Source organism: Salinisphaera aquimarina (genome assembly GCF_042643355.1).
GTDB lineage: Bacteria > Pseudomonadota > Gammaproteobacteria > Nevskiales > Salinisphaeraceae > Salinisphaera > Salinisphaera aquimarina.
On record NZ_JBHRSS010000001.1, the window covers coordinates 616,318 to 637,637 of the forward strand.

Sequence of the window (21,320 nt, forward strand, 5' to 3'; positions counted from 1 at the left end):
GCGCGCCCGACGAGGAACACATATTCCATGGCATTGATTGTCCAGAAATACGGCGGTTCGTCCGTCGGCTCGGTTGACAAGATCAAGCGCATCGCGCAGAAGATCAAGGGCTATCGCGAGAAGGGCGACCAGGTTGTCGTGGTCGTATCGGCGATGGGCGGGGAAACCGACCGATTGACCGGTCTGGCCGAGGAACTCGACGGCCGTCCGATCGCGCGCGAGATGGATGTGCTGCTGTCCACCGGCGAGCAGGTCACCATCGCGCTGCTGTCGATGGCGCTGCGTCATGCCGGCGTGGATGCGCAGTCCTTCACCGGCTGGCAGGTGCCGATCGTCTCCGACGATTCACACTCCAAGGCCCGTATCGAGAAGATCGATCCGGACAAGCTGCGGGCCGTGCTCGACGACGGCAAGGTGGCCGTGGTCGCCGGGTTTCAGGGCATCACCGAGGACGGACAGATATCCACGCTCGGTCGGGGCGGCTCGGACACCACCGCGGTGGCCCTGGCAGCCGCGCTCAAGGGCGACGAGTGCCAGATATACACCGACGTCGACGGCGTCTATACCACCGATCCGCGCGTGGTATCGAGCGCCCGTCGCCTGAATACCATCACCTTCGAGGAAATGCTCGAGATGGCCAGTCTCGGCTCCAAGGTGCTGCAGATTCGCGCGGTCGAGTTCGCCGGTAAATACGGCGTGCCGCTGCGGGTGCTGTCTACCTTCGACGATGGCCCCGGCACGCTCATCACATTGGAGAATCAAGTGGAAGAACCGATCATTTCCGGCATCGCCTTCACCAAGGACGAAGCCCAGCTGACCGTGCTCGGCGTACCCGACCGGCCCGGCATCGCCTATGCGCTGCTCGGGCCCATCGGCGAGAACAACATCGAAGTCGACATGATCCTGCAGAACGTCTCGGGCGATTCGTCCAGTGACTACACGCTCACCGATTTCACCTTCACCGTGCATACGCGCGATTTCGATGCGGCCAAGGAACTGCTGGAAAAAGCGGCCAAGGATCTGGGCGCGCGTCAGGTCTCCGGCCAGTCCGGAATCGCCAAGGTGTCGCTGGTCGGCGTGGGCATGCGCTCGCACGCCAACGTCGCCGCGCGCATGTTCAAGGTGCTCTCGGACGAGAACATCAATATCCGCATGATCTCGACCACCGAGATCAAGATCTCGATCGTCATCGAGACCAAGTACCTGGAACTCGCGGTACGGGCGCTGCACGACGAATTCGAGCTCGACGAAGAGCCGAAGAAAGTGGAAAGCGAACTTACGCCGACGGCAGAACAGGATTAGGGTCAGCGCATGCTGATCATCGAACGACGTGCCGGTGAACTCATCCAGATCGGGGATGAGATCCAGCTGTGCGTGCTCGATGCCGACGGCGATACCGTGCGCATAGGCGTGAGCGTGCCGCGCGATGTGCCGGTTACGGCCATGGATGGCGCAGCCGAATCGCCGTCGCTGGCAGAGCAGGGTGGGGCCGATACGCCTGCCCGACGCGAAGACGAGAACAGCGAAGACAAACAAAGCGGCTCAAGGGGTTTACCCGGGGCCGGCTAGCCGGTATTATTCGCGGCCTTGAACGATTGCGCACTCGTTCTCGCAGGGCCGCTTCTCAGCAAAGACGGTTTGTTCGAACGGTCGACGCAAACCGCCTGATGCGGTCTTTGTGTTCGAGTGAGAAAACGGATTCGAGGAGAGGTGGCCGAGTGGCTGAAGGCGCTCCCCTGCTAAGGGAGTAAGGGGTTTATAGCCTCTTCGAGGGTTCGAATCCCTCCCTCTCCGCCATTACAGCGCTGAGTGTTTCACCCGTAAGTCAGGGTATAATGAGACTTCCGCCGAGGCAGCGGTTAAATTGTCAAAACAAGTCAATGCGCCCGTAGCTCAGCTGGATAGAGCGTGCGGCTACGAACCCCTAAGTCGGGGCTGTACATTGAGAAGAAGCAGTAACGACCTTACTGTCACAATTAGTTTAAAAGCGCCCGTAGCTCAGCTGGATAGAGCGTGCGGCTACGAACCGCAAGGTCGGGAGTTCGACTCTCTCCGGGCGCACCATAATCCAGAAGGATCAGTAGCTTATAGCTTCTGGTCCTTTTTTTTGCCTAGAGTTCGTGGCTTGGCATTATGACAATCGCATCGCCAGTTGCGCGCTCTGGTGATCGAGAGCATGACCGTAAGGCTTTGAGCCAAGAATCTAGGCCTTTAGCCGTTCGGGCCTTGTCCGGGCCAGATCTGGGCCTACCAGAGTGACGGCGTTGATTCGGTTGCAGCCTGAATGACAGTGAGGCTAGGGGCCCACAGGATCCTCAGCTGTTGTCTTCCTGCTCGGGCACCCGCTGCAGCAAGTCCTGCACTTCGCAGTCGAAATACGCGCACAACCGATCGACATTATCGGTGCCGGTGTTATAGCCGCGCTCATTCGTGATCTTCGACAGCGTCGCTCTGTGAATCCCTGTTTCCTTCGCAATCTGAGCGAGCGTGATATTTCGCGCTTCTTGGAATTCTTTCTCGGCAAGCAGTTCTTTGACCTTAAAGCGGATCACACCTAACGCTCCATATGTCGCGCAAACGCGACAAAAGATGTTGACAATCGACATCGGATGCGTATTATAGGCATCATGCGTCGCGTAAAAGCGACACGCGATACATATACGCAACAGATGGAGCCTAGCATGAACTACACGTACCTAACGACGGAAGCGTTGGCGGAGCGCATTCACTATGACGTTCAGACAATACGAGACCGGCTGAAAGATTCAGTGCTGATCGAAGGTAAGCATTACTTCCGACCTTTCGGTGGCCGGAAGATCTTGTACATATGGGAAACGATCGAGCGCGATATGAGACAGCCGCAGTTAGAGATCGATTCGTCGCTGATCAACAGCGGCCCAGCAGCGTCTCCGCAACCGGCTACGGAAAAGGCCAATCGAGCAGCTTCTGTAGAAGTTGCCTTTATCCCAATGGCCGGCGGGGGTATTTGCAATGGTTAACATCAGAAGCCGCGAAGATACCGGAAAGCTGTTCTTCGACTTCAAATATCGAGGCATGCGGTGCCGCGAATACACCGCGCTTGACGATACGAAGTCGAATCGGAAGCGAATGAAGTCGGTGGCGGAGAAAATGGACGCCGAGATAACGCTCGGCACATTTGCATATCGCCATTACTTTCCTGATAGCAGGGGTGCTGCCCGCTTTGATCAACATACGTTCGATTCGGAAGAAAATCAGTCCGCTACGACGCCGCTTTTCCGTGATTTCGCCGACACTTGGTGGCTTGAGAACGAAATCCGGTGGCGCCGCAACACGCAGCTGGGCAACCGCGCGGTCCTGAACCGCCATCTGTTGCCTGCGTTCGGTGATTGTCCGATCGCCGAGATTACAAAAGCGGACGTGTTGGCCTTTCGAGCCGAAGTCGCTAAGTGCGCTGGACGCTCTGGAAACGTCACGCTGTCGCCCAAGACCATCAACAACTTGATGGGCGTGTTTAACATGATCATGACCGAGGCGGCCGATCGCTTCGAGTTCCCCAACCCGGTTCGGAACATCAAGCGTTTGAGACTTCGTCGCAAAGACATACAGCCGTTCTCGCTGGACGAAGTACGCCTCATCCTCGACACCGTTCGTAGCGACTATAAGCAGTACTTCACGCTGCGCTTTTTCACGGGTATGCGCACCGGCGAGCTCCATGGTCTTAAATGGTCGCGGATCGATTGGGAAGCGCGTCAGGTCCTCGTGCGGGAAACCGTGGATAAGGGCGTGACCGACTATACGAAGACGGATGGATCCCAGCGAGAGATCGCGATGTCATCGGTCGTGTACGACGCCTTGCGCGCCCAACACGAGGTGACCGGGCAGGGCGAGTACGTCTTCGTTACCCGGGACGGCACACCGCTCGACACCACGAACGTCACTCAGCGGGTTTGGTATCCGCTGCTCAGGCATCTGCAGCTCGCGCCCAGGCGTCCGTACCACTGCCGTCACACCGCGGCCACGCTATGGCTCGCGGCGGGGGAGAACCCCGAGTGGATTGCGCGACAGATGGGGCACACGACCACGGAAATGCTCTTTCGGGTCTATTCACGGTACGTGCCGAATCTGACACGGCGCGACGGCAGCGCCTTCGACCGATTCGTTACCAATGCGATCAACGGCGGGATGGAAGAGGAGGAGCGGACATGACATCAATCGCACACCTCACCGCCCAAGCAGGGTCGGATATAACAGGCGTTTACCGCCTGATCTGCGTCAAACGCGCAGCGGGCCGAGGCCATGAGGATAGGGCGCACGTCACCATCGCTGACGCTACGGGGTTCGCCGTCTGCGACATGTCGATCAACAATGTTGGCTTCGCGGGTCTGACGGATTTACGAACCCGTTTCGTCTCCGTAGCGGGGCGCGTAATGACCTCACCCAGCGCCATGGTGAGTATTGATGCGAGTCGTATTGAGCGGGTGGCCAAGCCAGACCGCCCGAGCTGGCATCTCTTATCACGAACCTGGGTTCCCGCAGACGCGTTGGATGCCTTCGATCGATTGATCGCAGTATTGGATCGACTCGAAGGGCCCCACGTCCGCTCGCTCGCGCATCGCATCTTCGCGAGTCAAGAAATTTCAGAGCCGTTTCTTTGTGTCCCGGCAAGTCGTTCGCATCACCACGCTATCGCCGGTGGATTGCTGGTACACAGCGTCGAGTGCGCGGAGATGGCCGAGTCGTTGGCGCGCTATGTACTGCCATCGCATGAGCGTGATCTGGCGGTCATGGGCGCCTTGCTCCACGACCTGGCCAAAATACGCATCATGAAGTCTGAAGGATCGAGCCGACATGCCATATACGGTGTCACACAGGAAGCGCTGAATCTCGAAGTACTGGCACCGTTTCTGCGACGTCTCGATCAGGACTGGCCAGAGGGTGGGGCAGGGTTACGCGAGATGCTGGCGCCGGTTCGCCAGTACGGGCGCAGTAGCAGTGCCTCGCCGCTGTTGCTGACCGATCTGGTTCGCTACATCGACCGGCTGAGTTCGGGCGCGGATATCCGCGCACAGAGCTTTCGGGGATCGCCCGCATGGCGACATTGCGCAAGGACAGGACAGGGCGATCTCGTGAAAAGAGTACTGCCCGCGATCCACGGTTCTAGCGGGCTGCAGGTCGCCCCATGAACCCGTATGACTATTCGGTAGATGAAGAAGACGGGTGCGACGGCGATCCATGCTCGATTCCGGCCATGACTGTCTTCGATTATGGACAGTTGAAAGCAGCGCACGATGCGGAGACGAAGAACTCGCAGCGGCGCGAGGCGCTGAGCCGAATGCTCAAAAGCGGCCCGCACCGGCGATTGGCTGTGGCCGAACCTGGGTTGATGGGAGACTTGGAACAGCTCGCACGCCGGCAACCGAACTGCGAAACGGTCATCGCCAGGATCCGTCGCCATATCGCGTTGAGTCTGTTGGCGGAGCCGAGAGCTTTGCGTTGGCCACCGCTTCTGCTGGATGGCCCGCCGGGTGTCGGTAAGACCTATTTTGCGCGAGCACTGGCTGAGCTCTTAAGGACGCCCTTTTTCATGGTGAATTGTTCATCAGTGACCGCAAGTTTTGTACTCGGCGGCAACAGTGCCAGTTGGGCCGGCAGTCGGCCCGGCAAGATCGCCGATGCGCTCAGAGACAGCGTAGTCGGCAATCCGATAGTGCTGCTTGATGAGGTCGACAAGCTGAGCGGCGACTCGCGCTTTGATGGATACGGACCGCTCTATCAACTGCTCGAAGAGGACACCGCCAAAATATTCGAGGACGAGCACATCGGTGTGCCGGTCGATGCATCACAGATCATGTGGCTGGCGACATCGAATAATCCGGAGGCATTGCCGGAGCCGATCAGGTCGAGGTTCGAGGTGGTCTCCATCAACAAACCATCGATGGCTGATTTGGGTGCGATCACACAATCGATATACGACGGCTTGCTTGATCGAGAGAGCGGATGGAAGAAACGCTTCGCCGCGCGGCTGCCCGCCGACGTCAAGACCGCTCTATCCGGCGTGCCACCGCGCGAGATCCGGCGCATGTTGACGGGCGCTATGGGTCAGGCTGCTGTGGCGCGGTCAGCTAGTAGAAGTATTCAGATTGGGCTAGACGATCTCGACGTCGGTGACGAACGACATAAGGCGAAGATGGGATTTCTTGCGTAGAGCTAATTGGCGCAGATATCCCGCGGTAGCGCTCGGGCGACCGGCTTCGGCCAGAGGCGGACCTTGTGACCATCGATTCGGCTACCTTTCTATGACTCTAGATGGGGCGCTACTCGATAGCGGGGTATGGTCGAAGGTCGCGAGTTTGAATCTTATCCGCCGCCCCAATCGTCTGTTCCTGACTGCGAACCCGGCGACCGCCCACAAACAACCTCGAACGAATCGGCTTCACGACGCCGGATTGCTCCGGTTTCTTATGGGTTCGCGGACAACTGAATGCCGTCTTCACGCATGCCACGTCGATGAGCCGCGATGACAGCCGCACGATCTATATAGCCCACCAGGCGAGTCTTGTCGTGCCGCGCCACTACGGGCAGGCGTCCGATATCGTGATAAAGCAAGCGGTGGACCGCCTCGCGCACCGTCTCATCGGGAAAGGCAACGACCGGATTGCGCGTACACAACACCCCGGCCGTCAATGAATTGTCTATATGCTCCGTTTGGGCTCGAAGGACATCGCTGCGCGTGAGGATGCCGACAAGCGCTTCGTCGGCATCGACGACCACCAATGCGTCGCAGTGCGCTGAGGCCTGTTTGCTCATGCCGAGGAGCGGGGCGATCGAATCGAGCCGCGCGTCCTCGCGAATCCGTAGTGGTTGAGTTTCCATGACCGAACCGATATCGGCGCGCTCCAGCGGATCAACCTCGAAATCCTGATGCACGCGCAGGCCGCGTCGCGCCAGCTTCTCAGTCATGATCGTTGTGCGCATGAACAGAATGCCGACGCCGGTGGCGATCACGCAGACCAGCATCAGGGGCAGGATGGCGTCGTAGTTGCGGGTGATCTCGAAGGCGAAAACAATCAGCGCGAACGTTGCACGGGAGGCAGCGGCGAACAATGCTGCCATGCCCACCAGTGCGAAGGCCGCGGGTTCAAGCGGTGCCCCCGGCAACAGCGCATTCATGCACACCGCGAACAATGCACCGAGCGCGGCGCCGGTCATGAACATGGGCGCCAGCAGGCCGCCCGAAGTGCCCGAGCCGAGCGATACCAGCAGTGCCGCGGTCTTGAACACCGCAATCGACAGCAGCGCTGTCACCGCAAAATGGTTATTGAGAATGCCGGTGATGAGATCGTAACCAACCCCCAGCACCTGCGGTGCGATCAGGCCGATCAGTCCCAAACCAAGGCCGCCGAGGGCGGGCCGCCATACCTCGCCGATCGGCAGCGCGTCAAAGCCGTCCTCGACCAGAAACAGCAGTTTGCTGAAACCCACCGCGACGAACCCGATCAATACCGCAAAGACGATATAAGCCGGTGCATTCCAGGGTAAACCGAAGCTGACGGCGTCCATCGCGAAAAGCGGCCCGTCACCGATCAAGGCGTGGCGCAGGGTAGTGGCCACCGCTGTGGCAATGACCAGCGGTATGAAAGATCGGGCTCTGAACTCGAACAGCAACAACTCGATAGCCAGGATCACGCCGGCCAGCGGCGTACCAAAAATCGCCGCCATACCCCCTGCGGCGCCGCAGGCCAGCAGCACCTTGCGTTCCGATGCCGTCATCGACACCTTTTGCCCGAGCAAAGAGCCCAGAGCGCCGCCGGTCTGGATGATCGGCCCTTCGGCGCCGAATGGCCCGCCGCTGCCGATAGCGACGACGGTCGAAATAGGTTTCCAGATCGCCACGCGAGCAGAAATACGGCTGTCGCTGGTCAGCACCGCCTCCATCGCTTCGGGAATGCCGTGGCCTTTGATCTTCGGTGAGCCATAGCGCGCCATCAGACCGACCAGCAGGCCGCCGATTGCCGGCACGATGACAATCCAGGCGCCCAGGGTGTGTTGCGCAAGATTGGGTAATTCGAGCGATACCGCCTGGAAATAGGTGACGTTCAGCGCAAGTGCGATGAGATTGAACAGCGCGTAGGCGACAAGTCCGGAGATCAGCCCGGTGATGGCTGCGAGCGCCGACATATATACGGCGCGAAACCGCTCGTCATGACTTAGATAGGTTGGTTGATTCAGGGCCATTCAAAGCGCCGTACCGTGATCGGGTGCAGAATTTTGCCGCAATCGGGCGGGAATTTCAGGTCCGTGTATTCAGCAGGCGATTCGCCAAGGCCGGGAACGGAAACACGCCTTAGGGTGAAGCTCCGGCCTTATATGATAGTGCCCCTCATGGCCGTTGCTGGATCATTGGTGAACGGTTGAGGCTATCCGCGGCTTCGATCAATAAAGGTGCCAGCTGGGCACGAAAATCCTCCGGCGACCAGCTATCGCGTGTGGCAGCGATATGGATAGCAGCCATTGGCTCACCGTGACGATCGACGATTGCTTTGCCTAGTGTAAGTTCACCGGGTACGCACTCCTCCACGGCTAGCGCGTAGCCGTTTCGTCGAGCCCGCTTAACTTCACGACGTACCGCGGCGAGCGTAGTCAACGTGTGAGGCGTGAGGGCACGTCGATCGGAGCGACGCAGAATCTCGTCGACTCGGGTGTCTTCCAACTGCGCAAGCATGGCGCGGCCGCCTGCGGTGCAGAATAGCGGCATTCGCCGACCTACGAGCGAAGCTTCCGGGTAGTCTTGACGGCTTAGCTGACGAACCACGTAGATCAACGTCGTGTCGTCGAACAGGCTGAGGTTGACCCGCTCTTGACATTTCTCTCGTAGCGCCAAAATAGTCGGCATAGCGCGATCGATCAGCGGGTGGCTGTGCAGATAGGCCCAAGCCAGCTCCAGGATGCGCTTGCCCAGATAAAAACGCCGTGTATCTGGGTGCTGACCCAGCATGCCCAATTCGGTTAGCGAGTGAGTAAATCGCTGCACGCTGCTGCGATCCAATCCGGTGGCCGTTACGAGTTCCTGATGACTTAGCGACGCCGAGTGTTCGGTAAACGCATAGAGCACTCTTGTGGCTTTTTCCAGCGAGCCTACGAATAGCCGACTGCGTGCCATGTCTGCCTAGATGATTGCAATGCAATATTCAGTATGTCATTGCAATATTGTAATTGCGAGTGGATTTGTCTGATTATGCACGGGCACCCGGCGCCTGCCGGGAAAACGCAAACGATTGGGAGGGCCGTGATGGCTGGTACGTCTGAGCAAATGGAACGCGCGGACGCGCGGGAGCAGCGCAGAGGCCAGAGGGGCCGCAAAGCAGTGGTTGCGGCGGCCTTTGGCAACGTATTGGAGTGGTATGACTTTGCCGTATACGGCTTCCTCGCCACCACCATCGGACACCACTTTTTCCCTTCCGATAGCGAAGCAGCAGCGCTGATAGCGACCTTCGCGGTATTTGGCGTGGGGTTTATAGTCCGGCCTCTCGGGGGCATCGTGATCGGTTGGATTGCTGATCGGCGTGGACGCAAGTACGCGCTCCTGCTGACTTTGTTTGCCATGGCGATCAGCACCACCGTCATCGGTTTGATCCCTTCAGCAGCTAGTATCGGATTATGGGCGCCGCTGCTGTTGCTGGTCGCACGCCTTGTGCAAGGGTTTTCTACGGGCGGCGAATGGGGTGGCTCGACCGCGTTCATGGTGGAGTGGGCCCCGGCTCATCGTCGCGGCTTCTTCGGCAGCTTCCAGCAAAGCAGCGTCGCGCTGGGACTGCTGCTGGGTTCGGCAGTTGTCGCCGTACTTGGCGGCCTCTTGGGCGAAGCGGCGATGAGCGATTGGGGATGGCGCATTCCATTCCTAATGGGTGCCGTTCTCGGGCCTGTCGGGCTCTATATTCGCCGCGATGTCGACGAGTCGCCGGCCTACGAGGCCGCCATGGCGGCAGGCGATACTCACTTCGAGGCTACCGCCGTGGAGCCTACAGCCCTCTCGATAGGGCGCGCTGCGCGTGCCTTTGGATTCACGACCCTTTGGACGGTGGCCTACTACGTGATGTTGGCTTATATGCCGACTTTTTTGCAGCAGCACGCAGGGCTTTCGTCCACTCAGTCGTTGTGGTCCAACACGATTGGACTGTGCGTGCTGGTAGTTGCTGCTCCGTTAATGGGGGCGCTGTCGGACCGCTGGGGTCGCCGGCCGCTGCTGCTCGGCAGCTGCGCCGCGTTTTTTGTGCTGGCCTGGCCGCTGTTTACGTTGGTCGTGGCATCGCAAGCGATGGTCATTGTGATCGCCGTGCAGTGTCTGTTCGCTCTCATGATTGCAATGTTCTCTGGTCCGGGGCCGGCGGCCATTGCAGAAATGTTTCCCACCCGTTCTCGCTCGCTGTGGATGTCGACCGGCTATAGCTTGGCAGTAGCGGTGTTTGGTGGCTTCGCTCCGCTGATTGCGACTGTGCTGATCGACGGAACCGGGATGGTGACGTCGCCGACGTGGTATCTGATGGCTGCTGCGCTGCTCTCCGGCACGGTGGTACTGCAAATGAAAGAAACGGCCCGTAGCGAACTTCGATAAATGCGGCCGCCGAATGTGTTGAATGATCGGGCGAGGAGATCAATCGATGAGTCAGAATAGTGAAGAAGCGCCATGGCAATGGGAAGAATCGGTTTGGCGCGAAAAGGTAGCGCAGGTGCGCGCGGGCGAGAGACTTGTGCCAACGCACTGGCCCGATGGCGCACGCTGCGCAGTGGCGCTGTCATTTGATAGCGATCACGAAACCACCGAGCTGCGAGATGGTGGCAAGTCCATCGGGCGTATGAGCTGGGGGCAGTCGGCCCAGCGGGTGGGTATTCCCCGAATTCTGACGCTTTTGGCAGAGCACGACATTCCGGCCACGTTCTTCGTTCCGGCGGTGGTGGCAAAGTTGCATCCCGAAGAGCAGCGCGAGATCGTGCGTTGTGGCCACGAAATAGGCTTGCACGGGTGGATTCACGAACTAAACTCAGTGCTTGAATACGCCGACGAAAAGCGGCTGCTCACTGCATCATCGCAAGTGCTTAAAGAGATTACCGGCGTGAGACCGGTGGGCATGCGCACGCCGTCTTGGGATTACAGCCCCTACACCCTACGCATCGCCGAGGAAATGGGCCTGCTCTATGATTCGTCGCTCATGGCGGATGAGCACTGCCATCGATTGTTGCGCGCCGGGCAGGCCTCCAGCGTGCTGGAGTTGCCGGTGGAGTGGGTTCGCGACGATGCGGTCTACTTCATGATGAACCGGTTCTCGTCGCTGCGCCCCTATACGGCACCAACCGATGTCTTCGACATTTTCCGGCGAGAGTTTGACGGTGCTTGGGAAGACGGCGGTGTCTTCCAGTTGACCATGCACCCACACATCATCAGCTATCGCTCTCGAATCTGGATTCTCGAACAGCTGATAGACCACATGAACAGACGAGGCCAAGTCTGGTTCGCGACGCATCAGCAGGTAGTGGAGTGGTGCCGTGACCACGCTGTTTGAGAATGACTGTTACACCACGCGATCACGACGCGTCGCCGATACCGTGGACAGATCCGAGACCGGAGCAAGCACTGAGCAATGAGCCAACTGAAGAAATATTTGGATGCCCACGAGACGGATATTGTCGGCGGTATCGAGCAATTCGTGACTCGCGAAACGCCATCGACCGATAAGGCGCGACTCGACGCATTCGCGACTTTCCTTGCTAAGTATGCTGCCGAGATCAGTGGCGGCAAGAGTGAGGTCGTGCCCGCGGAAAACAGTGGAAATAACGTCATACTGCGCTGTGGCGAGACTGACGCTACATCACCCGTGATGTTGGTCGGCCACTACGACACTGTCTGGCCGGTCGGAACGCTGAATACGATGCCGTTCTCGATCGACGACTCGATTGCCCGTGGACCGGGAATTTTCGATATGAAGGCCGGTCTGGTTCAGGGGCTATGGGCAATTCGCGCGCTGCGTGCGACCGATACACCGCACCGGCCGATCGTTTTTGTTTTCAATTCGGATGAGGAGATTGGGAGCCCGGAGTCACGTCCTCTCATCGAGCGTCATGCACGCGATGCCCACGCAGCCTTGGTGCTGGAACCCAGTTTTGACGGCGCGCTCAAGACCGAGCGTAAGGGTGTCGGACGATACACGATCAGGGTTCGGGGGCGGGCAGCACATGCTGGATTGGATCCGAAAGGTGGTGTGAGCGCGATCGACGAGTTGGCGCGTCTCACTCTCGCGCTTCACGAGTCCACCGATCTGAGCCTCGGTACTACAGTGAATGTCGGCGTCGTACGCGGCGGCTCGCGGTTCAATGTGATCGCAGAGTTTGCGGAAGCCGAAATCGATCTTCGGATTGCCACGATGGATGAAGCACAACGCATGGATGCGCTGATCAAGGCGTTGGGGCCACACCACGCCGAAGCCGAAGTCACAGCAGAAGGAGGCATAGTCTGGCCGCCCATGAAGCGCAATGCCAGTATCGCCCATTTGTTTGACGTCGCGTCCAATATTGCGAGCCATGAACTCGATCTGACGCTCGATGAGGCGTCAGTTGGCGGCGCGAGCGACGGTTGCACCTGCGCGGCGCTGGGCATCCCGGTATTGGATGGTTTGGGTGCGGTAGGCGCCGGTGCCCACGCCGTCCACGAACATATAGATATCCGGCATGTGTCCGTGCGCTCAGCGCTGGTTGCGCATCTTCTTAGCGAATTATGAATGTCGCACTTATCCTGACTTTAAGGTAGGCGCGAAATGAACTCCAGGCCGTGCAACCTGCTCGCCGTCCGGTCGTGTAAGGGATTCGTACTAGACGCGATTTAATTGTTCGCTTTGACGCGAAAGGGCAGTGATATACGTACCGCCCTCATGGCGAATAGGGGTGGTTTGCAAGTTCAGATTCTCGCGCTCCGAGATTGACGCCGGAGGGGCGCGGGAAATCACTGAGGAAGACTACGGCGACGAGTAGACGATGCGCCACGGACCGCCCATCTATAGTCTGGTTTCCACCTCGGTTGAGTATCCGCCAATGGCTAAAAGCGACATCGCCATGACTGATAAGCAGGTCGTCGTCCTCAGCACCGGCGGCACGATTGCCTCTCGCTACGACCCTGAAACCGGGCGTACGCGGGTTCTGTCCTCAGGGCAGGATCTGATCGCTGCGATCCCTGCGCTACATGTTGTCACAGGGCGGGCTGGCCGGTCTTATGCCGGCGTCACAGACCCAATGCGTAGGGATCAGCGCGCTCAACTGCCAAGTATTACAGGCGCGTGGTCTCCAGGTCGTGCGCGCTGATTTTCTCGATTGGTCCGACAGTCTGTACGACCGCATCCGGCCAGAAGCAGACATTGCTGGCGAATCAAATTAATACTCCAAGAAAGTTCTTTTGCTATGCAGCATTCAGAGACGATTAGCCCCTAATTCGCACAATACTTATGCGCCTTCGCGTGTAGTCACGAAAGTATTTGTTCTCCTTTTACGATCATTTCATCTATCGACAACGACGCTTCCGCTCGCCCTTGGTGACGATTGGGGTCACGAAGGCTGGTTAAGAGTTCGGCCAGCGACTTGCCGATTTGAGCGGCGTGAGCCCGACTCCACCATGGATTTATAGCCTCTGCTATATCCTCCTCAAGAAATCCACCGTCCGATATCGCGAATAAAAGCGCGGCTAGATGGGGTAGACCCAACAGTCGTGTCACCGGCCGCCATCTGAGTCAAAGCAAAGCCAGTCGAACGTTCATATCAAGCTCGAACCGCCCATACGAATTAACGTGCTCCCATATCAAAGGCGTCAGTGCCTCGTAGTCTCGCGGCGTGAATCGTCCCTGCCAGTGCGGTTGAGCCAACACTTTTGGATCATCAGGGTATTGACGCAGACCATGCAGTTCTGGATCAGATGGAGCGCAAGCATGCTGACCTCGTGATCTTCGCGGCGATTGCTGGCCATGTCGCCGCGACGTGCGAAGAACACTCGTTTCGGCCAGCTTGTTGCCGACAAAGCGCACACGGGTATAAAACGACGTCATCGCGTCTTCCACCCACTGCCGAGTCCCTTGCGCGTTGCTCCCCGGGCGGCGCGCATGTCGCGCATGATGCGGGCGAAATCCACGTCAATAGTGGACGTATCGACGTTGATGCCGAACTGCGAAGTGTTTTTGATCGCATCCACAGCGCGTGCCGACTGGATTAGGGTTTTGATGAGGATGCAGCTGAAATTCACGCAGGTGCCGCCGATGGCGTCGTGCGAATCATGAACAGGCTCTGAGCTAAAGTGATTTGTGCAAAGGCTCGAAGATATTCGCCTGGTTGGTTTCCCAATCCGCCTGATTGTCGAGTGTGGCGAGCGGCTGGATCATGTCGGTATCGAATGCCTTCTGGGCGGTGTCTTCGGCCACGCGCTGTCGCCAGTTGGCATTTGGTAGCGCCCCGCGCGCGACGGTGGCCAGGCTCGCGCCGCCGGAAGCGAGCTGGGCTTCGGCCTTGTCGGGATCGTCCAGCTCGCCGTTGGCGATTACCGCAACACACCGGCACCGTGTGCAGCTACGCCTGAAGGACGCTCGACTCGCCGGCCGCGTGGGCGGGCGACGACCCGAGCTCACTCGCCAGCAACAACAGGAAATCATTAGCTTGGTCGCCGAATCAGCTTATATCGACTCGCTCGCCCTGCTGGTGCGCCTCTACGAACCAGAGCCACTGGTCCACGCCGCGTGTTATTTCGGTCAAAATATCCGAACTGACGGCATCCTCGAGTTCGTCCATTTCGTCGATGCCGAGCCGCGCAGTGCGGGCGAATGCGGCAATCGCCGTGGACAATGCATCGACATGCTCATCGCTCGTTTCCAGGACCAATGGGTAGACGTCCAGAGCGGAGCGCTCGGCCACGACGCGGGCCGTGCCTTCGGCGATGCCGCCCAACTGCGCGATGCGCTCGGCAATAAGGTCGACGTAGTCTTCGACCGAGTCGTTGATCTCGTCAAAAAGCTTGTGGAGCGCGATAAAGTTCGCGCCCTTCAGGTTCCAGTGGGCTTGTTTGCATTGGGTCTGGAGGTCAATACAGTCGGCGAGCCGTTGATTGAGCAAGTCCGCGACCTGAGCCCGGGTCGCCGGCGGCAGGTCATTCTTGGTGCGATAGAGCTTGGTGTTCGCGGGGGTGCGCTCGGAGGGTGTGGCACCACCCGTGCGTGTCGATGCCGCTGTTTTGGTCGTCATAACGTACTCCTTTTGATATAGACCATGAAGTTCTGGTTCAGGTAGAGCGCAAGCATGCTGATCTTGTGATCTTCCCGGCGATTGCTGGCCATGTCACCGCGTCGGGCGAAGCACACTCGGTTTCGGCCAGCTTGTCGCTGACACAGCCCACACCGGTATAGAACGATGACGACGACATCGAAACGCTTGGGCTTAGCCACGGGCGCCGCCGTCTTGAGCTCAATCTGATTCGTGCAAAGGCTCGAAGATATCCGCCTGATTGGCTTCCCAATCAGCCTGATTGTCGAGCGTGGCCAGCGGCGACAGCATGTCCGGATCGAAATCGTTCTGCTTGCGGCCCTCGGTCATGCGCCGGGGCCAGTCGGCGTTGACCAATGCCCCGCGCCCGACCGCGACCAGGCTGGCGCCGCCGGACACGAGTTGGTCTTCGGCCTTACCGCCGTCGTGTAGTTTGCCGTTGGCGATCACCGCGATGCCGCCGCCGTGTTCGGCGGCCAGTTCGGCCAAGCTCGGGCCGTCGTCGGAAAAAGCCGGATCGACCGCGCCGGCGCCGGTGACGTGGATATAACTCGCGCCGGCCTCGGCCATGGCACGAAAAATCACGGCGGCGTCGTCCGGACCGTCCCAGCGATAATTCATGTCGGCGATCTTGGTCTGCGATAGACGCACGCCGACTGCGAAGTCGCGGCCCACCGCGTCGCGCACGCTTTGCACCACGCGCCGGACCATGCGCACGCGGTTGCCGATATCGCCGCCGTACTCGTCGTCGCGTTGGTTGTGATAAGCGGTGATGAACTCATCGAGCAGATAACCGTTGGCGCCGTGAATTTCCACGCCGTCGAAGCCGGTTTGCATCGCGCGCTGGGCCGCGGCCACGAAACCGTCGATCACCTCGATGATGCCGGTTTCGGTCAGCGCTTCGGGCACCGGATACGGCTCGCCGTTGCCGTGGTAGATCGGATTGGTTTCGCCATAGGGTGCAACCGCCGACGGCCCGACGTTCACGTCGGCATAGTCGTTGTACTGCGACTGCGCGCCGGCGTGCATGAGCTGCATGACGAACCGTGCGCCGGCGTCGTGGACCGCGTCGACCACCGGCTGCCAGGCCGCGGCGTGCGCCTCCGTGGCAATCCCCGGCTGGCGATAATAGCCGCGGCTGTAGGCCGTATCGGTGAACGTGCCTTCGGTAATCACCAGGCCGAAACCGCCGCGGGCATAGCGGCGGTAATACTCGACCATCTGCTCGGTCGGTCGGCCGTCGGGATGGGCGCTGGTGCGGGTCATCGGGGCCACCGTGGCGCGATTGTCCAGTGCCAGTGAATCGATGCGAATCGGCGAAAACAGGGTGGGGTAGTGTTCGCTTCCGGGTAGGGGCTGGGTTTGTGTCATGTTGATTTCTCTTGAGGAATTGCTCGACGAACTGCTTTTTCGTGCCTACTGGCGCGGCGGCTCGTTGGAGATCATCGTGCAGGCGCGGTATCGCGAGAACCGACGCGCTGACGGATCTGCTCGAGCAGCGCCTGCGCCGCGTCCGCCGAGGACGCCGGATTCTGGCCGGTAATCAGGTTGTTTTCGGTGACGACGTGCGACGCCCAGTCTTCGCCCTTGGAATAACGACCGCCGTTGTCCTTGAGCGAATCCTCGACCAAAAACGGCACCACGTCGGTCAGGCCCGCGCCTTGTTCCTCGCTGTTGGTGAACCCGGTCACGGATTTGCCTTTGACCAGTGGCGCGCCGTCGGCGTCTTTGGTTTTACGCAGCACGCCAGGAGCGTGGCAAACCAGGGCTAGCGGCAGGCCGGCGGCGTGGGTGGTTTCGATCAGGGCTATGGAATCGCTGTCCTCGGCCAGATCCCAGAGCGGGCCGTGGCCGCCGGGATAGAACACGCCGTCGAAATCGTCTTCGGCCACATCAGCCAGCTTGGCGGTGTCCGCCAGCGCGGCTTGCGCGTCGCCGTCTTGCTTGAAGCGCCGGGTGGCCTCGGTCTGGGCGTCTTCGCTGTCGCTGGCCGGGTCGACCGGCGGCTGGCCGCCGGCCGGTGAAGCCAGCGCCACTTCGGCTCCGGCGTCGATGAAGACATAGTAGGGTGCGGCGAATTCCTCCAGCCAGAAGCCGGTGGGCTTGCCGGTATCGCCGAGTTGGTCGTGCGAGGTCAAAACCATGAGTATTTTCATAATATCCTCTCGGGTGAGTCGGGGGTTACACTCCGGCAGCTCGCGCGCGCCGGCCCATCATCAATCAGGTAAACAGAGATTTTCGATTGGAGGGCCGGCAAGCCGGATTGGCGATCACTAACCGGTGGTCGACGGGCGATGCTTGCCTTCGGCGAATTCCTCGACCATCTTGGCGTTGAACGCCGGGATATCGTCGGGGCTGCGGCTGGTGACCAGACCCTGGTCGACGACCACTTCTTCGTCCACCCAGTTCGCGCCGGCGTTTTTCAGATCGGTCTGCAGCGTGTGAAATGAGGTCATGCGCTTGCCGGCGACCTGCTGGGCGTCGATCAGCGTCCAGGGCGCATGGCAGATCGCGGCGACCGGCTTGCCGGCTTCAAAGAACGCGCGGACGAACGCCAGCGCGGATTCGTCGCGGCGCAGGCTGTCCGGATTCATCACGCCGCCGGGCAGCAATAGGGCGTCATAATCGCCCGCATCGGCGCTGTCCAGCGTCACGTCGACGTCAACGCTGTCGCCCCAATCGGTGAATTTCCAGCCCTTGATGGACCCGTCCTTGGGCGCGACCACCACGGTCTCGGCGCCGGCGTCGATGAGGGCCTGGCGCGGTTCGGTCAGCTCGACCTGTTCAAAGCCGTCGGTGGCCAGTATCGCGATTTTTCTGCCGTTGAGTTCGTTGGACATCGTATGCTCCTAACTGGATATCAATGTTTTCCCCCGTTAAGGGGGTATGAGTGCCATTCGGGTCTGACCCCTTTTACCTCGCCCCTTTTATCTTCGCTTTCAAGACACCTCCCGCTTACAAGCACCCAGCTGAGAGCCGCGTGATCAATGGGGCGGCGCCCTCACCTGCGGCCGCCGCGGGTCGACGCACCTAGGAGGTGTCTCTGTCTACCTCACCGGTGGATTGCTCGGTGTGCGGTGCCCGCGGGCGTGGTGTTCCGAAAGGCCGCCCGCCTTTCCAGCTGAACAACATATCCCTCAAGCTCAGCACGCGGACCTCTGGGTAGCGATGCTGTTCGGATTGCACATAGCCAACCAGCGAGAAGGCGACAACGCCGCCTATTGTGTTGCCCAGACCCACGGGGAGCAGAAATCCCCAGGCAGCGGCGCCGAGATCGATCCCGCTGCGGAAGTAGAGGAAGAACACCTCGCAGGTCGAAGAGATGATGTGGTAGAGACCCGTTGCGGTAATGGTGAAGAAGACGAAGTAGATGATCAGCACGCGCGAGATCGTGTCCCGTGCCGCGAAGCTGAGCCAGACGAGGCCGGCGACAAGCCAGCCAGCGAAAAAGGCCTTGAAGAACACCGACCACCAGCTCGTCGCCATGCTGTGCTCCAGCAAGGTCGCCGCCGCGTCGCCTCCGGCCTCAGAAACGACCTCCGCCTCGGCCAAGATGAAGGCGCCGCCTATGGCGCCGAGCATGTTGGCTACCAGCACAACCGCCCACAGCCTAAGCAACAGCGGCAGGCTCGCCAACCTCGTAAGCACCAGCTTGACGGGCGGCAGCGTGTTTTCTGTATAGAGCTCGTACCTCCCTAGAACGATATAGAGAAAGCCGATCGGATAAAGCAGCGAGCCCAAGAACGGGTTGTCCGGGAAGGCCGCCAATCCCGTGGTAAGGCCGAGAAATGTCAAGGTTATCGCGAACCCCGCGGTCAAGCCGCTGAAGAACAATATTCGGATTCTATGCGCGATTTCCTCATCGGCGCTCGCCAACAAGCGTTGATGGATTTCCTCCCAAGAGAACCGGTCACCTGTCGCCCACCCAGCGATAGGTGCGCCTGATGCCGCGCTGTCGCGCTCGCGCACTTCGATCGGCTGTTTTTCGGATCGTACCTTCGACGGGCGGTCAGAGTGTCGCGTGTCGGTCATGAGCTTACGATAATTATCCAGGCTTACAATCCGGCGACCGGCACGCGTGCCGGCCGATTTGGAAACCCCATCGCCGAGGTGCCCGCGGCGAGCCGCGGGGGATTGGTGAATTTAGCCGCCGACCGTGACAACGATCTTGCCGAATTGCTGGTTGGATTCCATATACTTGTGGGCTTCGACCATGTCCTCGAAGTCGAAAGTCTTGGACACCGTGGCCTTGAAATCGCCTTTTTCCAGGCCGTCGGTGACAAACTTCTTGCCGCGCTCGAAGCGGCCGGCGTCGCCGATGACCTCGAAAAGGGTATAGCCGCGCATGGTTAGCGCCTTGTTCATACCCGCGATCATCGGAAACGGCGTCGGCTTGCCGGCCAACGCGCCATAGATGAATACGATGCCGCCGGCGCCCATGGCGTCGACCAGCGTTTCGACCTGCGGGCCGGCCACCGGATCGAAGACCATGCGCGCGCCTTTGTTACCGGTGATACGCATAACTTCGGCGACAATGTCCTGTTCCTCGGTCGCCACGACATGGGCGGCGCCGGCTTTTTTCAGGTCGTCGGCTTTGCCCGAAGTGCGGGTTGCCGCGATCGACACCGCGCCGACGCTATTGGCGATCTGAATGGCGGCCAAACCAACACTGCTGGAAGCCGCCGGAATGATGACGGCGTCACCTTTGGTGAGCTGGCCCAATTCGATGAGTGCGCCGTAGGCGGTCAAAAACGGCATCCACACAGCCGATGCCTGGACGGCGTCGAGACCTTTCGGCCGTGATGTGACTGCGTGTGCCGGCACAATCGCCTGTTCGGCGTAGAAGCTGTAGTGGTTCATCGAAAACGCCGGGATCACCGACACCGCGTCGCCTTCGGCCAGGCCTTCGACGCCGTCGCCGACCGCCTCGACGGTGCCGGCGCCTTCGTAGCCGACGCCGGCGGGCAGCTTCGGGTCTTCCAGATAGGCGCCTTGGCGAAACATCGCCTCGGCGCGGTTCAAGCCGATGGCCTCGACGTTGATACAAACTTCGCCGCGGCCGGGCGCGCCGATTTCGATGTCTTCGTATTGCAGAACGTCCGGGCCGCCGGTCTCGTGGAAACGAATAGCTCGGGTCATACGTGACTCCTTGTTGGGGCCTTTGGTGCTTTGCACGGTGCTGTGTTCAACCGTTGAGAAAAGCCAATAGGTCTTTATTGAGTTGCTCGGCGTGGGTGACGATCAGCCCGTGCGGCGCGCCGTCGTACTCCTTGAGCTCGGCGTTGCTGCCGATCGCCTTGGCGGCGGCGCGGCCGGTGGCGTCAATGGGCACGGTGGCATCGCCGGTGCCGTGCACCACCAGGGTGGGCACATTGAAGGCATCCATATCGGGCCTGAGATCGGTGCGGCCGAAAGCGTCCACGCAATCCAGCGTGGCCTTGGGCGATGCCTGCATGGCCATCATCCAGCTCCAGCGCATGACGCCATCGCTGACCCCGCCAGCCTCGGTATCCTGACCGTAGACGTCTTGGATGGGCGGGCGCGGCTCGGGGGTGCGGGGGATCGCGGCGGCGGGTTGGATACAAACTTCATAGCGTGCCTCGTGGGTATGTCGGTACAAAACTCGGTATTTAAAAAGCCTGGGCCGCCACCTCGGCGACGCTTTGGTCCTGGTCCCCGCTGCCGCCGCTTACGCCGACCGCGCCCACCACGCGATCTACGCCTTGCAGCGGCACGCCGCCGGCAAAAGTCATGACGCGGCCGTGGTTGGACATCTGGATGCCGAAAAACTGCTCGCCCGGCTGCGCGTTCGCCCCCAGATCCTTGGTCGACAGATCGAAGGCGCGGCTGGTAAACGCCTTGTTGATGGCAATATCGACACTGCCGATCCAGGCGCCGTCCATCCGCGCATGGGCAACTAGGTTGCCGCCGGCGTCGACCACCGCGATATTTACCGGCTGGCCGATCTCCTGGGATTTTTCGATGCCGGCGCCGATGACCCGCTGCGCGTCTTCCAGCGAAACGCCGTTGGCTTGGTGCATGACAATTCCTCCGAT

At 60.0% G+C, this 21,320-nt stretch carries 23 protein-coding genes, 2 tRNA genes and 1 pseudogene; 12 read left to right on the top strand and 14 right to left on the bottom strand.

Going from position 1 to position 21,320, the window contains the following annotated elements; genetic code table 11:
• Positions 1-27: 27 nt before the first annotated feature.
• The 4 genes from ACFOSU_RS02845 to ACFOSU_RS02860 all read left to right on the top strand — a co-directional run bounded on the left by ACFOSU_RS02845 (position 28) and on the right by ACFOSU_RS02860 (position 2,064).
• The gene (locus ACFOSU_RS02845) at positions 28-1,302 is read left to right on the top strand and encodes an aspartate kinase (RefSeq protein ID WP_380686258.1); all 1,275 of its coding nucleotides are present in this window, start codon (positions 28-30) and stop codon (positions 1,300-1,302) included.
• Between the two features lie 9 nt (positions 1,303-1,311).
• Positions 1,312-1,569, top strand: coding sequence for a carbon storage regulator (locus tag ACFOSU_RS02850; protein WP_380686260.1), 258 nt, complete (start codon positions 1,312-1,314; stop codon positions 1,567-1,569).
• Positions 1,570-1,704: 135 nt separating this feature from the next.
• Positions 1,705-1,797 (top strand) — tRNA-Ser (locus ACFOSU_RS02855).
• A 190-nt stretch (positions 1,798-1,987) separates the two neighbouring features.
• Positions 1,988-2,064, top strand: a tRNA-Arg gene (locus ACFOSU_RS02860).
• Positions 2,065-2,315: 251 nt separating this feature from the next.
• On the opposite strand, the gene ACFOSU_RS02865 is transcribed toward ACFOSU_RS02860, so the two are convergent.
• Complete coding sequence (locus ACFOSU_RS02865) at positions 2,316-2,606, bottom strand: helix-turn-helix domain-containing protein (protein ID WP_380686262.1); 291 nt, start codon at positions 2,604-2,606, stop codon at positions 2,316-2,318.
• A 75-nt stretch (positions 2,607-2,681) separates the two neighbouring features.
• Here ACFOSU_RS02865 and ACFOSU_RS02870 point away from each other — a divergent pair, with 75 nt between their 5' ends.
• Genes ACFOSU_RS02870 through ACFOSU_RS02885 form a run of 4 tightly spaced genes read left to right on the top strand, consistent with a single transcriptional unit; the run spans position 2,682 to position 6,187 of the window.
• Positions 2,682-2,999, top strand: coding sequence for a hypothetical protein (locus ACFOSU_RS02870; RefSeq protein WP_380686264.1), 318 nt, complete (start codon positions 2,682-2,684; stop codon positions 2,997-2,999).
• Positions 2,992-4,188, top strand: coding sequence for an Arm DNA-binding domain-containing protein (locus tag ACFOSU_RS02875; RefSeq protein ID WP_380686266.1), 1,197 nt, complete (start codon positions 2,992-2,994; stop codon positions 4,186-4,188). Before ACFOSU_RS02870 ends, ACFOSU_RS02875 begins: the two co-directional genes overlap by 8 nt.
• Positions 4,185-5,165 (top strand): HD domain-containing protein, encoded by a 981-nt coding sequence (locus ACFOSU_RS02880; protein ID WP_380686268.1) that lies wholly within the window; start codon positions 4,185-4,187, stop codon positions 5,163-5,165. The genes ACFOSU_RS02875 and ACFOSU_RS02880 overlap by 4 nt, the downstream gene beginning before the upstream one ends.
• Positions 5,162-6,187, top strand: coding sequence for an AAA family ATPase (locus tag ACFOSU_RS02885; RefSeq protein WP_380686270.1), 1,026 nt, complete (start codon positions 5,162-5,164; stop codon positions 6,185-6,187). The genes ACFOSU_RS02880 and ACFOSU_RS02885 overlap by 4 nt, the downstream gene beginning before the upstream one ends.
• Before the next feature lie 254 nt (positions 6,188-6,441).
• Here the strand turns inward: ACFOSU_RS02885 and ACFOSU_RS02890 are convergent, their stop codons facing one another.
• Entirely contained in the window at positions 6,442-8,001 is a 1,560-nt protein-coding gene (locus tag ACFOSU_RS02890) for a chloride channel protein (RefSeq protein ID WP_380686272.1), read from the bottom strand.
• Positions 8,002-8,362: 361 nt separating this feature from the next.
• Positions 8,363-9,142 carry an IclR family transcriptional regulator gene (locus tag ACFOSU_RS02895; RefSeq protein ID WP_380686274.1) on the bottom strand — a complete coding sequence of 260 codons (780 nt, stop codon included), beginning with the start codon at positions 9,140-9,142 and terminating at the stop codon, positions 8,363-8,365.
• A 129-nt stretch (positions 9,143-9,271) separates the two neighbouring features.
• Here ACFOSU_RS02895 and ACFOSU_RS02900 point away from each other — a divergent pair, with 129 nt between their 5' ends.
• From ACFOSU_RS02900 to ACFOSU_RS02915, 4 genes are all read left to right on the top strand, one after another.
• Positions 9,272-10,594 (top strand): MFS transporter, encoded by a 1,323-nt coding sequence (locus ACFOSU_RS02900; protein WP_380686276.1) that lies wholly within the window; start codon positions 9,272-9,274, stop codon positions 10,592-10,594.
• A gap of 46 nt (positions 10,595-10,640) precedes the next feature.
• Positions 10,641-11,540 carry a polysaccharide deacetylase family protein gene (locus tag ACFOSU_RS02905; RefSeq protein ID WP_380686278.1) on the top strand — a complete coding sequence of 300 codons (900 nt, stop codon included), beginning with the start codon at positions 10,641-10,643 and terminating at the stop codon, positions 11,538-11,540.
• A gap of 78 nt (positions 11,541-11,618) precedes the next feature.
• Positions 11,619-12,752: a M20 family metallopeptidase gene (locus tag ACFOSU_RS02910; RefSeq protein WP_380686280.1), complete on the top strand. Its 1,134-nt coding sequence runs from the start codon at positions 11,619-11,621 to the stop codon at positions 12,750-12,752.
• A gap of 331 nt (positions 12,753-13,083) precedes the next feature.
• Entirely contained in the window at positions 13,084-13,329 is a 246-nt protein-coding gene (locus tag ACFOSU_RS02915) for an asparaginase domain-containing protein (RefSeq protein WP_380686457.1), read from the top strand.
• A 422-nt stretch (positions 13,330-13,751) separates the two neighbouring features.
• On the opposite strand, the pseudogene ACFOSU_RS21025 reads toward ACFOSU_RS02915, so the two are convergent.
• The 11 genes and pseudogenes from ACFOSU_RS21025 to ACFOSU_RS02970 all read right to left on the bottom strand — a co-directional run.
• Positions 13,752-14,008: pseudogene (locus ACFOSU_RS21025) on the bottom strand (Tn3 family transposase); the annotation flags it as partial.
• A 51-nt stretch (positions 14,009-14,059) separates the two neighbouring features.
• Complete coding sequence (locus ACFOSU_RS02925) at positions 14,060-14,257, bottom strand: hypothetical protein (protein ID WP_348762101.1); 198 nt, start codon at positions 14,255-14,257, stop codon at positions 14,060-14,062.
• A gap of 46 nt (positions 14,258-14,303) precedes the next feature.
• Positions 14,304-14,432 carry a hypothetical protein gene (locus ACFOSU_RS02930; protein ID WP_281273033.1) on the bottom strand — a complete coding sequence of 43 codons (129 nt, stop codon included), beginning with the start codon at positions 14,430-14,432 and terminating at the stop codon, positions 14,304-14,306.
• Positions 14,433-14,676: 244 nt separating this feature from the next.
• The gene (gene dps / locus ACFOSU_RS02935) at positions 14,677-15,246 is read right to left on the bottom strand and encodes a DNA starvation/stationary phase protection protein Dps (RefSeq protein WP_380686283.1); all 570 of its coding nucleotides are present in this window, start codon (positions 15,244-15,246) and stop codon (positions 14,677-14,679) included.
• Between the two features lie 219 nt (positions 15,247-15,465).
• Complete coding sequence (locus tag ACFOSU_RS02940) at positions 15,466-16,635, bottom strand: oxidoreductase (RefSeq protein WP_380686285.1); 1,170 nt, start codon at positions 16,633-16,635, stop codon at positions 15,466-15,468.
• 71 nt (positions 16,636-16,706) lie between these two features.
• Positions 16,707-17,420, bottom strand: a complete 714-nt coding sequence (locus ACFOSU_RS02945; RefSeq protein WP_353251221.1) for a type 1 glutamine amidotransferase domain-containing protein — start codon at positions 17,418-17,420, stop codon at positions 16,707-16,709.
• 117 nt (positions 17,421-17,537) lie between these two features.
• A complete protein-coding gene (locus tag ACFOSU_RS02950) occupies positions 17,538-18,104 on the bottom strand; it encodes a type 1 glutamine amidotransferase domain-containing protein (protein WP_380686287.1) in 567 nt (188 codons plus the stop codon).
• 190 nt (positions 18,105-18,294) lie between these two features.
• The gene (locus ACFOSU_RS02955; RefSeq protein WP_380686289.1) at positions 18,295-19,296 is read right to left on the bottom strand and encodes a formate/nitrite transporter family protein; all 1,002 of its coding nucleotides are present in this window, start codon (positions 19,294-19,296) and stop codon (positions 18,295-18,297) included.
• Between the two features lie 111 nt (positions 19,297-19,407).
• Complete coding sequence (locus ACFOSU_RS02960; RefSeq protein ID WP_380686291.1) at positions 19,408-20,403, bottom strand: zinc-dependent alcohol dehydrogenase family protein; 996 nt, start codon at positions 20,401-20,403, stop codon at positions 19,408-19,410.
• 46 nt (positions 20,404-20,449) lie between these two features.
• A complete protein-coding gene (locus ACFOSU_RS02965; RefSeq protein WP_380686293.1) occupies positions 20,450-20,884 on the bottom strand; it encodes an alpha/beta fold hydrolase in 435 nt (144 codons plus the stop codon).
• Between the two features lie 10 nt (positions 20,885-20,894).
• Positions 20,895-21,305: a GlcG/HbpS family heme-binding protein gene (locus ACFOSU_RS02970; RefSeq protein ID WP_380686295.1), complete on the bottom strand. Its 411-nt coding sequence runs from the start codon at positions 21,303-21,305 to the stop codon at positions 20,895-20,897.
• Positions 21,306-21,320: the final 15 nt, after the last annotated feature.

Excerpts from the sequence above, each read along its gene's own strand:
- ACFOSU_RS02880 (WP_380686268.1), top strand. The coding sequence starts at position 4,185 with ATGACATCAATCGCACACCTCACCGCCCAAGCAGGGTCGGATATAACA.
- ACFOSU_RS02970 (WP_380686295.1), bottom strand. The coding sequence starts at position 21,305 with ATGCACCAAGCCAACGGCGTTTCGCTGGAAGACGCGCAGCGGGTCATC.
- ACFOSU_RS02845 (WP_380686258.1), top strand. The coding sequence starts at position 28 with ATGGCATTGATTGTCCAGAAATACGGCGGTTCGTCCGTCGGCTCGGTT.
- ACFOSU_RS02955 (WP_380686289.1), bottom strand. The coding sequence starts at position 19,296 with ATGACCGACACGCGACACTCTGACCGCCCGTCGAAGGTACGATCCGAA.
- ACFOSU_RS02900 (WP_380686276.1), top strand. The coding sequence starts at position 9,272 with ATGGCTGGTACGTCTGAGCAAATGGAACGCGCGGACGCGCGGGAGCAG.
- ACFOSU_RS02910 (WP_380686280.1), top strand. The coding sequence starts at position 11,619 with ATGAGCCAACTGAAGAAATATTTGGATGCCCACGAGACGGATATTGTC.
- dps (WP_380686283.1), bottom strand. The coding sequence starts at position 15,246 with ATGACGACCAAAACAGCGGCATCGACACGCACGGGTGGTGCCACACCC.
- ACFOSU_RS02870 (WP_380686264.1), top strand. The coding sequence starts at position 2,682 with ATGAACTACACGTACCTAACGACGGAAGCGTTGGCGGAGCGCATTCAC.
- ACFOSU_RS02895 (WP_380686274.1), bottom strand. The coding sequence starts at position 9,142 with ATGGCACGCAGTCGGCTATTCGTAGGCTCGCTGGAAAAAGCCACAAGA.
- ACFOSU_RS02850 (WP_380686260.1), top strand. The coding sequence starts at position 1,312 with ATGCTGATCATCGAACGACGTGCCGGTGAACTCATCCAGATCGGGGAT.
- ACFOSU_RS02885 (WP_380686270.1), top strand. The coding sequence starts at position 5,162 with ATGAACCCGTATGACTATTCGGTAGATGAAGAAGACGGGTGCGACGGC.
- ACFOSU_RS02905 (WP_380686278.1), top strand. The coding sequence starts at position 10,641 with ATGAGTCAGAATAGTGAAGAAGCGCCATGGCAATGGGAAGAATCGGTT.
- ACFOSU_RS02950 (WP_380686287.1), bottom strand. The coding sequence starts at position 18,104 with ATGTCCAACGAACTCAACGGCAGAAAAATCGCGATACTGGCCACCGAC.
- ACFOSU_RS02940 (WP_380686285.1), bottom strand. The coding sequence starts at position 16,635 with ATGACACAAACCCAGCCCCTACCCGGAAGCGAACACTACCCCACCCTG.
- ACFOSU_RS02945 (WP_353251221.1), bottom strand. The coding sequence starts at position 17,420 with ATGAAAATACTCATGGTTTTGACCTCGCACGACCAACTCGGCGATACC.
- ACFOSU_RS02960 (WP_380686291.1), bottom strand. The coding sequence starts at position 20,403 with ATGACCCGAGCTATTCGTTTCCACGAGACCGGCGGCCCGGACGTTCTG.
- ACFOSU_RS02865 (WP_380686262.1), bottom strand. The coding sequence starts at position 2,606 with ATGTCGATTGTCAACATCTTTTGTCGCGTTTGCGCGACATATGGAGCG.
- ACFOSU_RS02875 (WP_380686266.1), top strand. The coding sequence starts at position 2,992 with ATGGTTAACATCAGAAGCCGCGAAGATACCGGAAAGCTGTTCTTCGAC.
- ACFOSU_RS02915 (WP_380686457.1), top strand. The coding sequence starts at position 13,084 with ATGACTGATAAGCAGGTCGTCGTCCTCAGCACCGGCGGCACGATTGCC.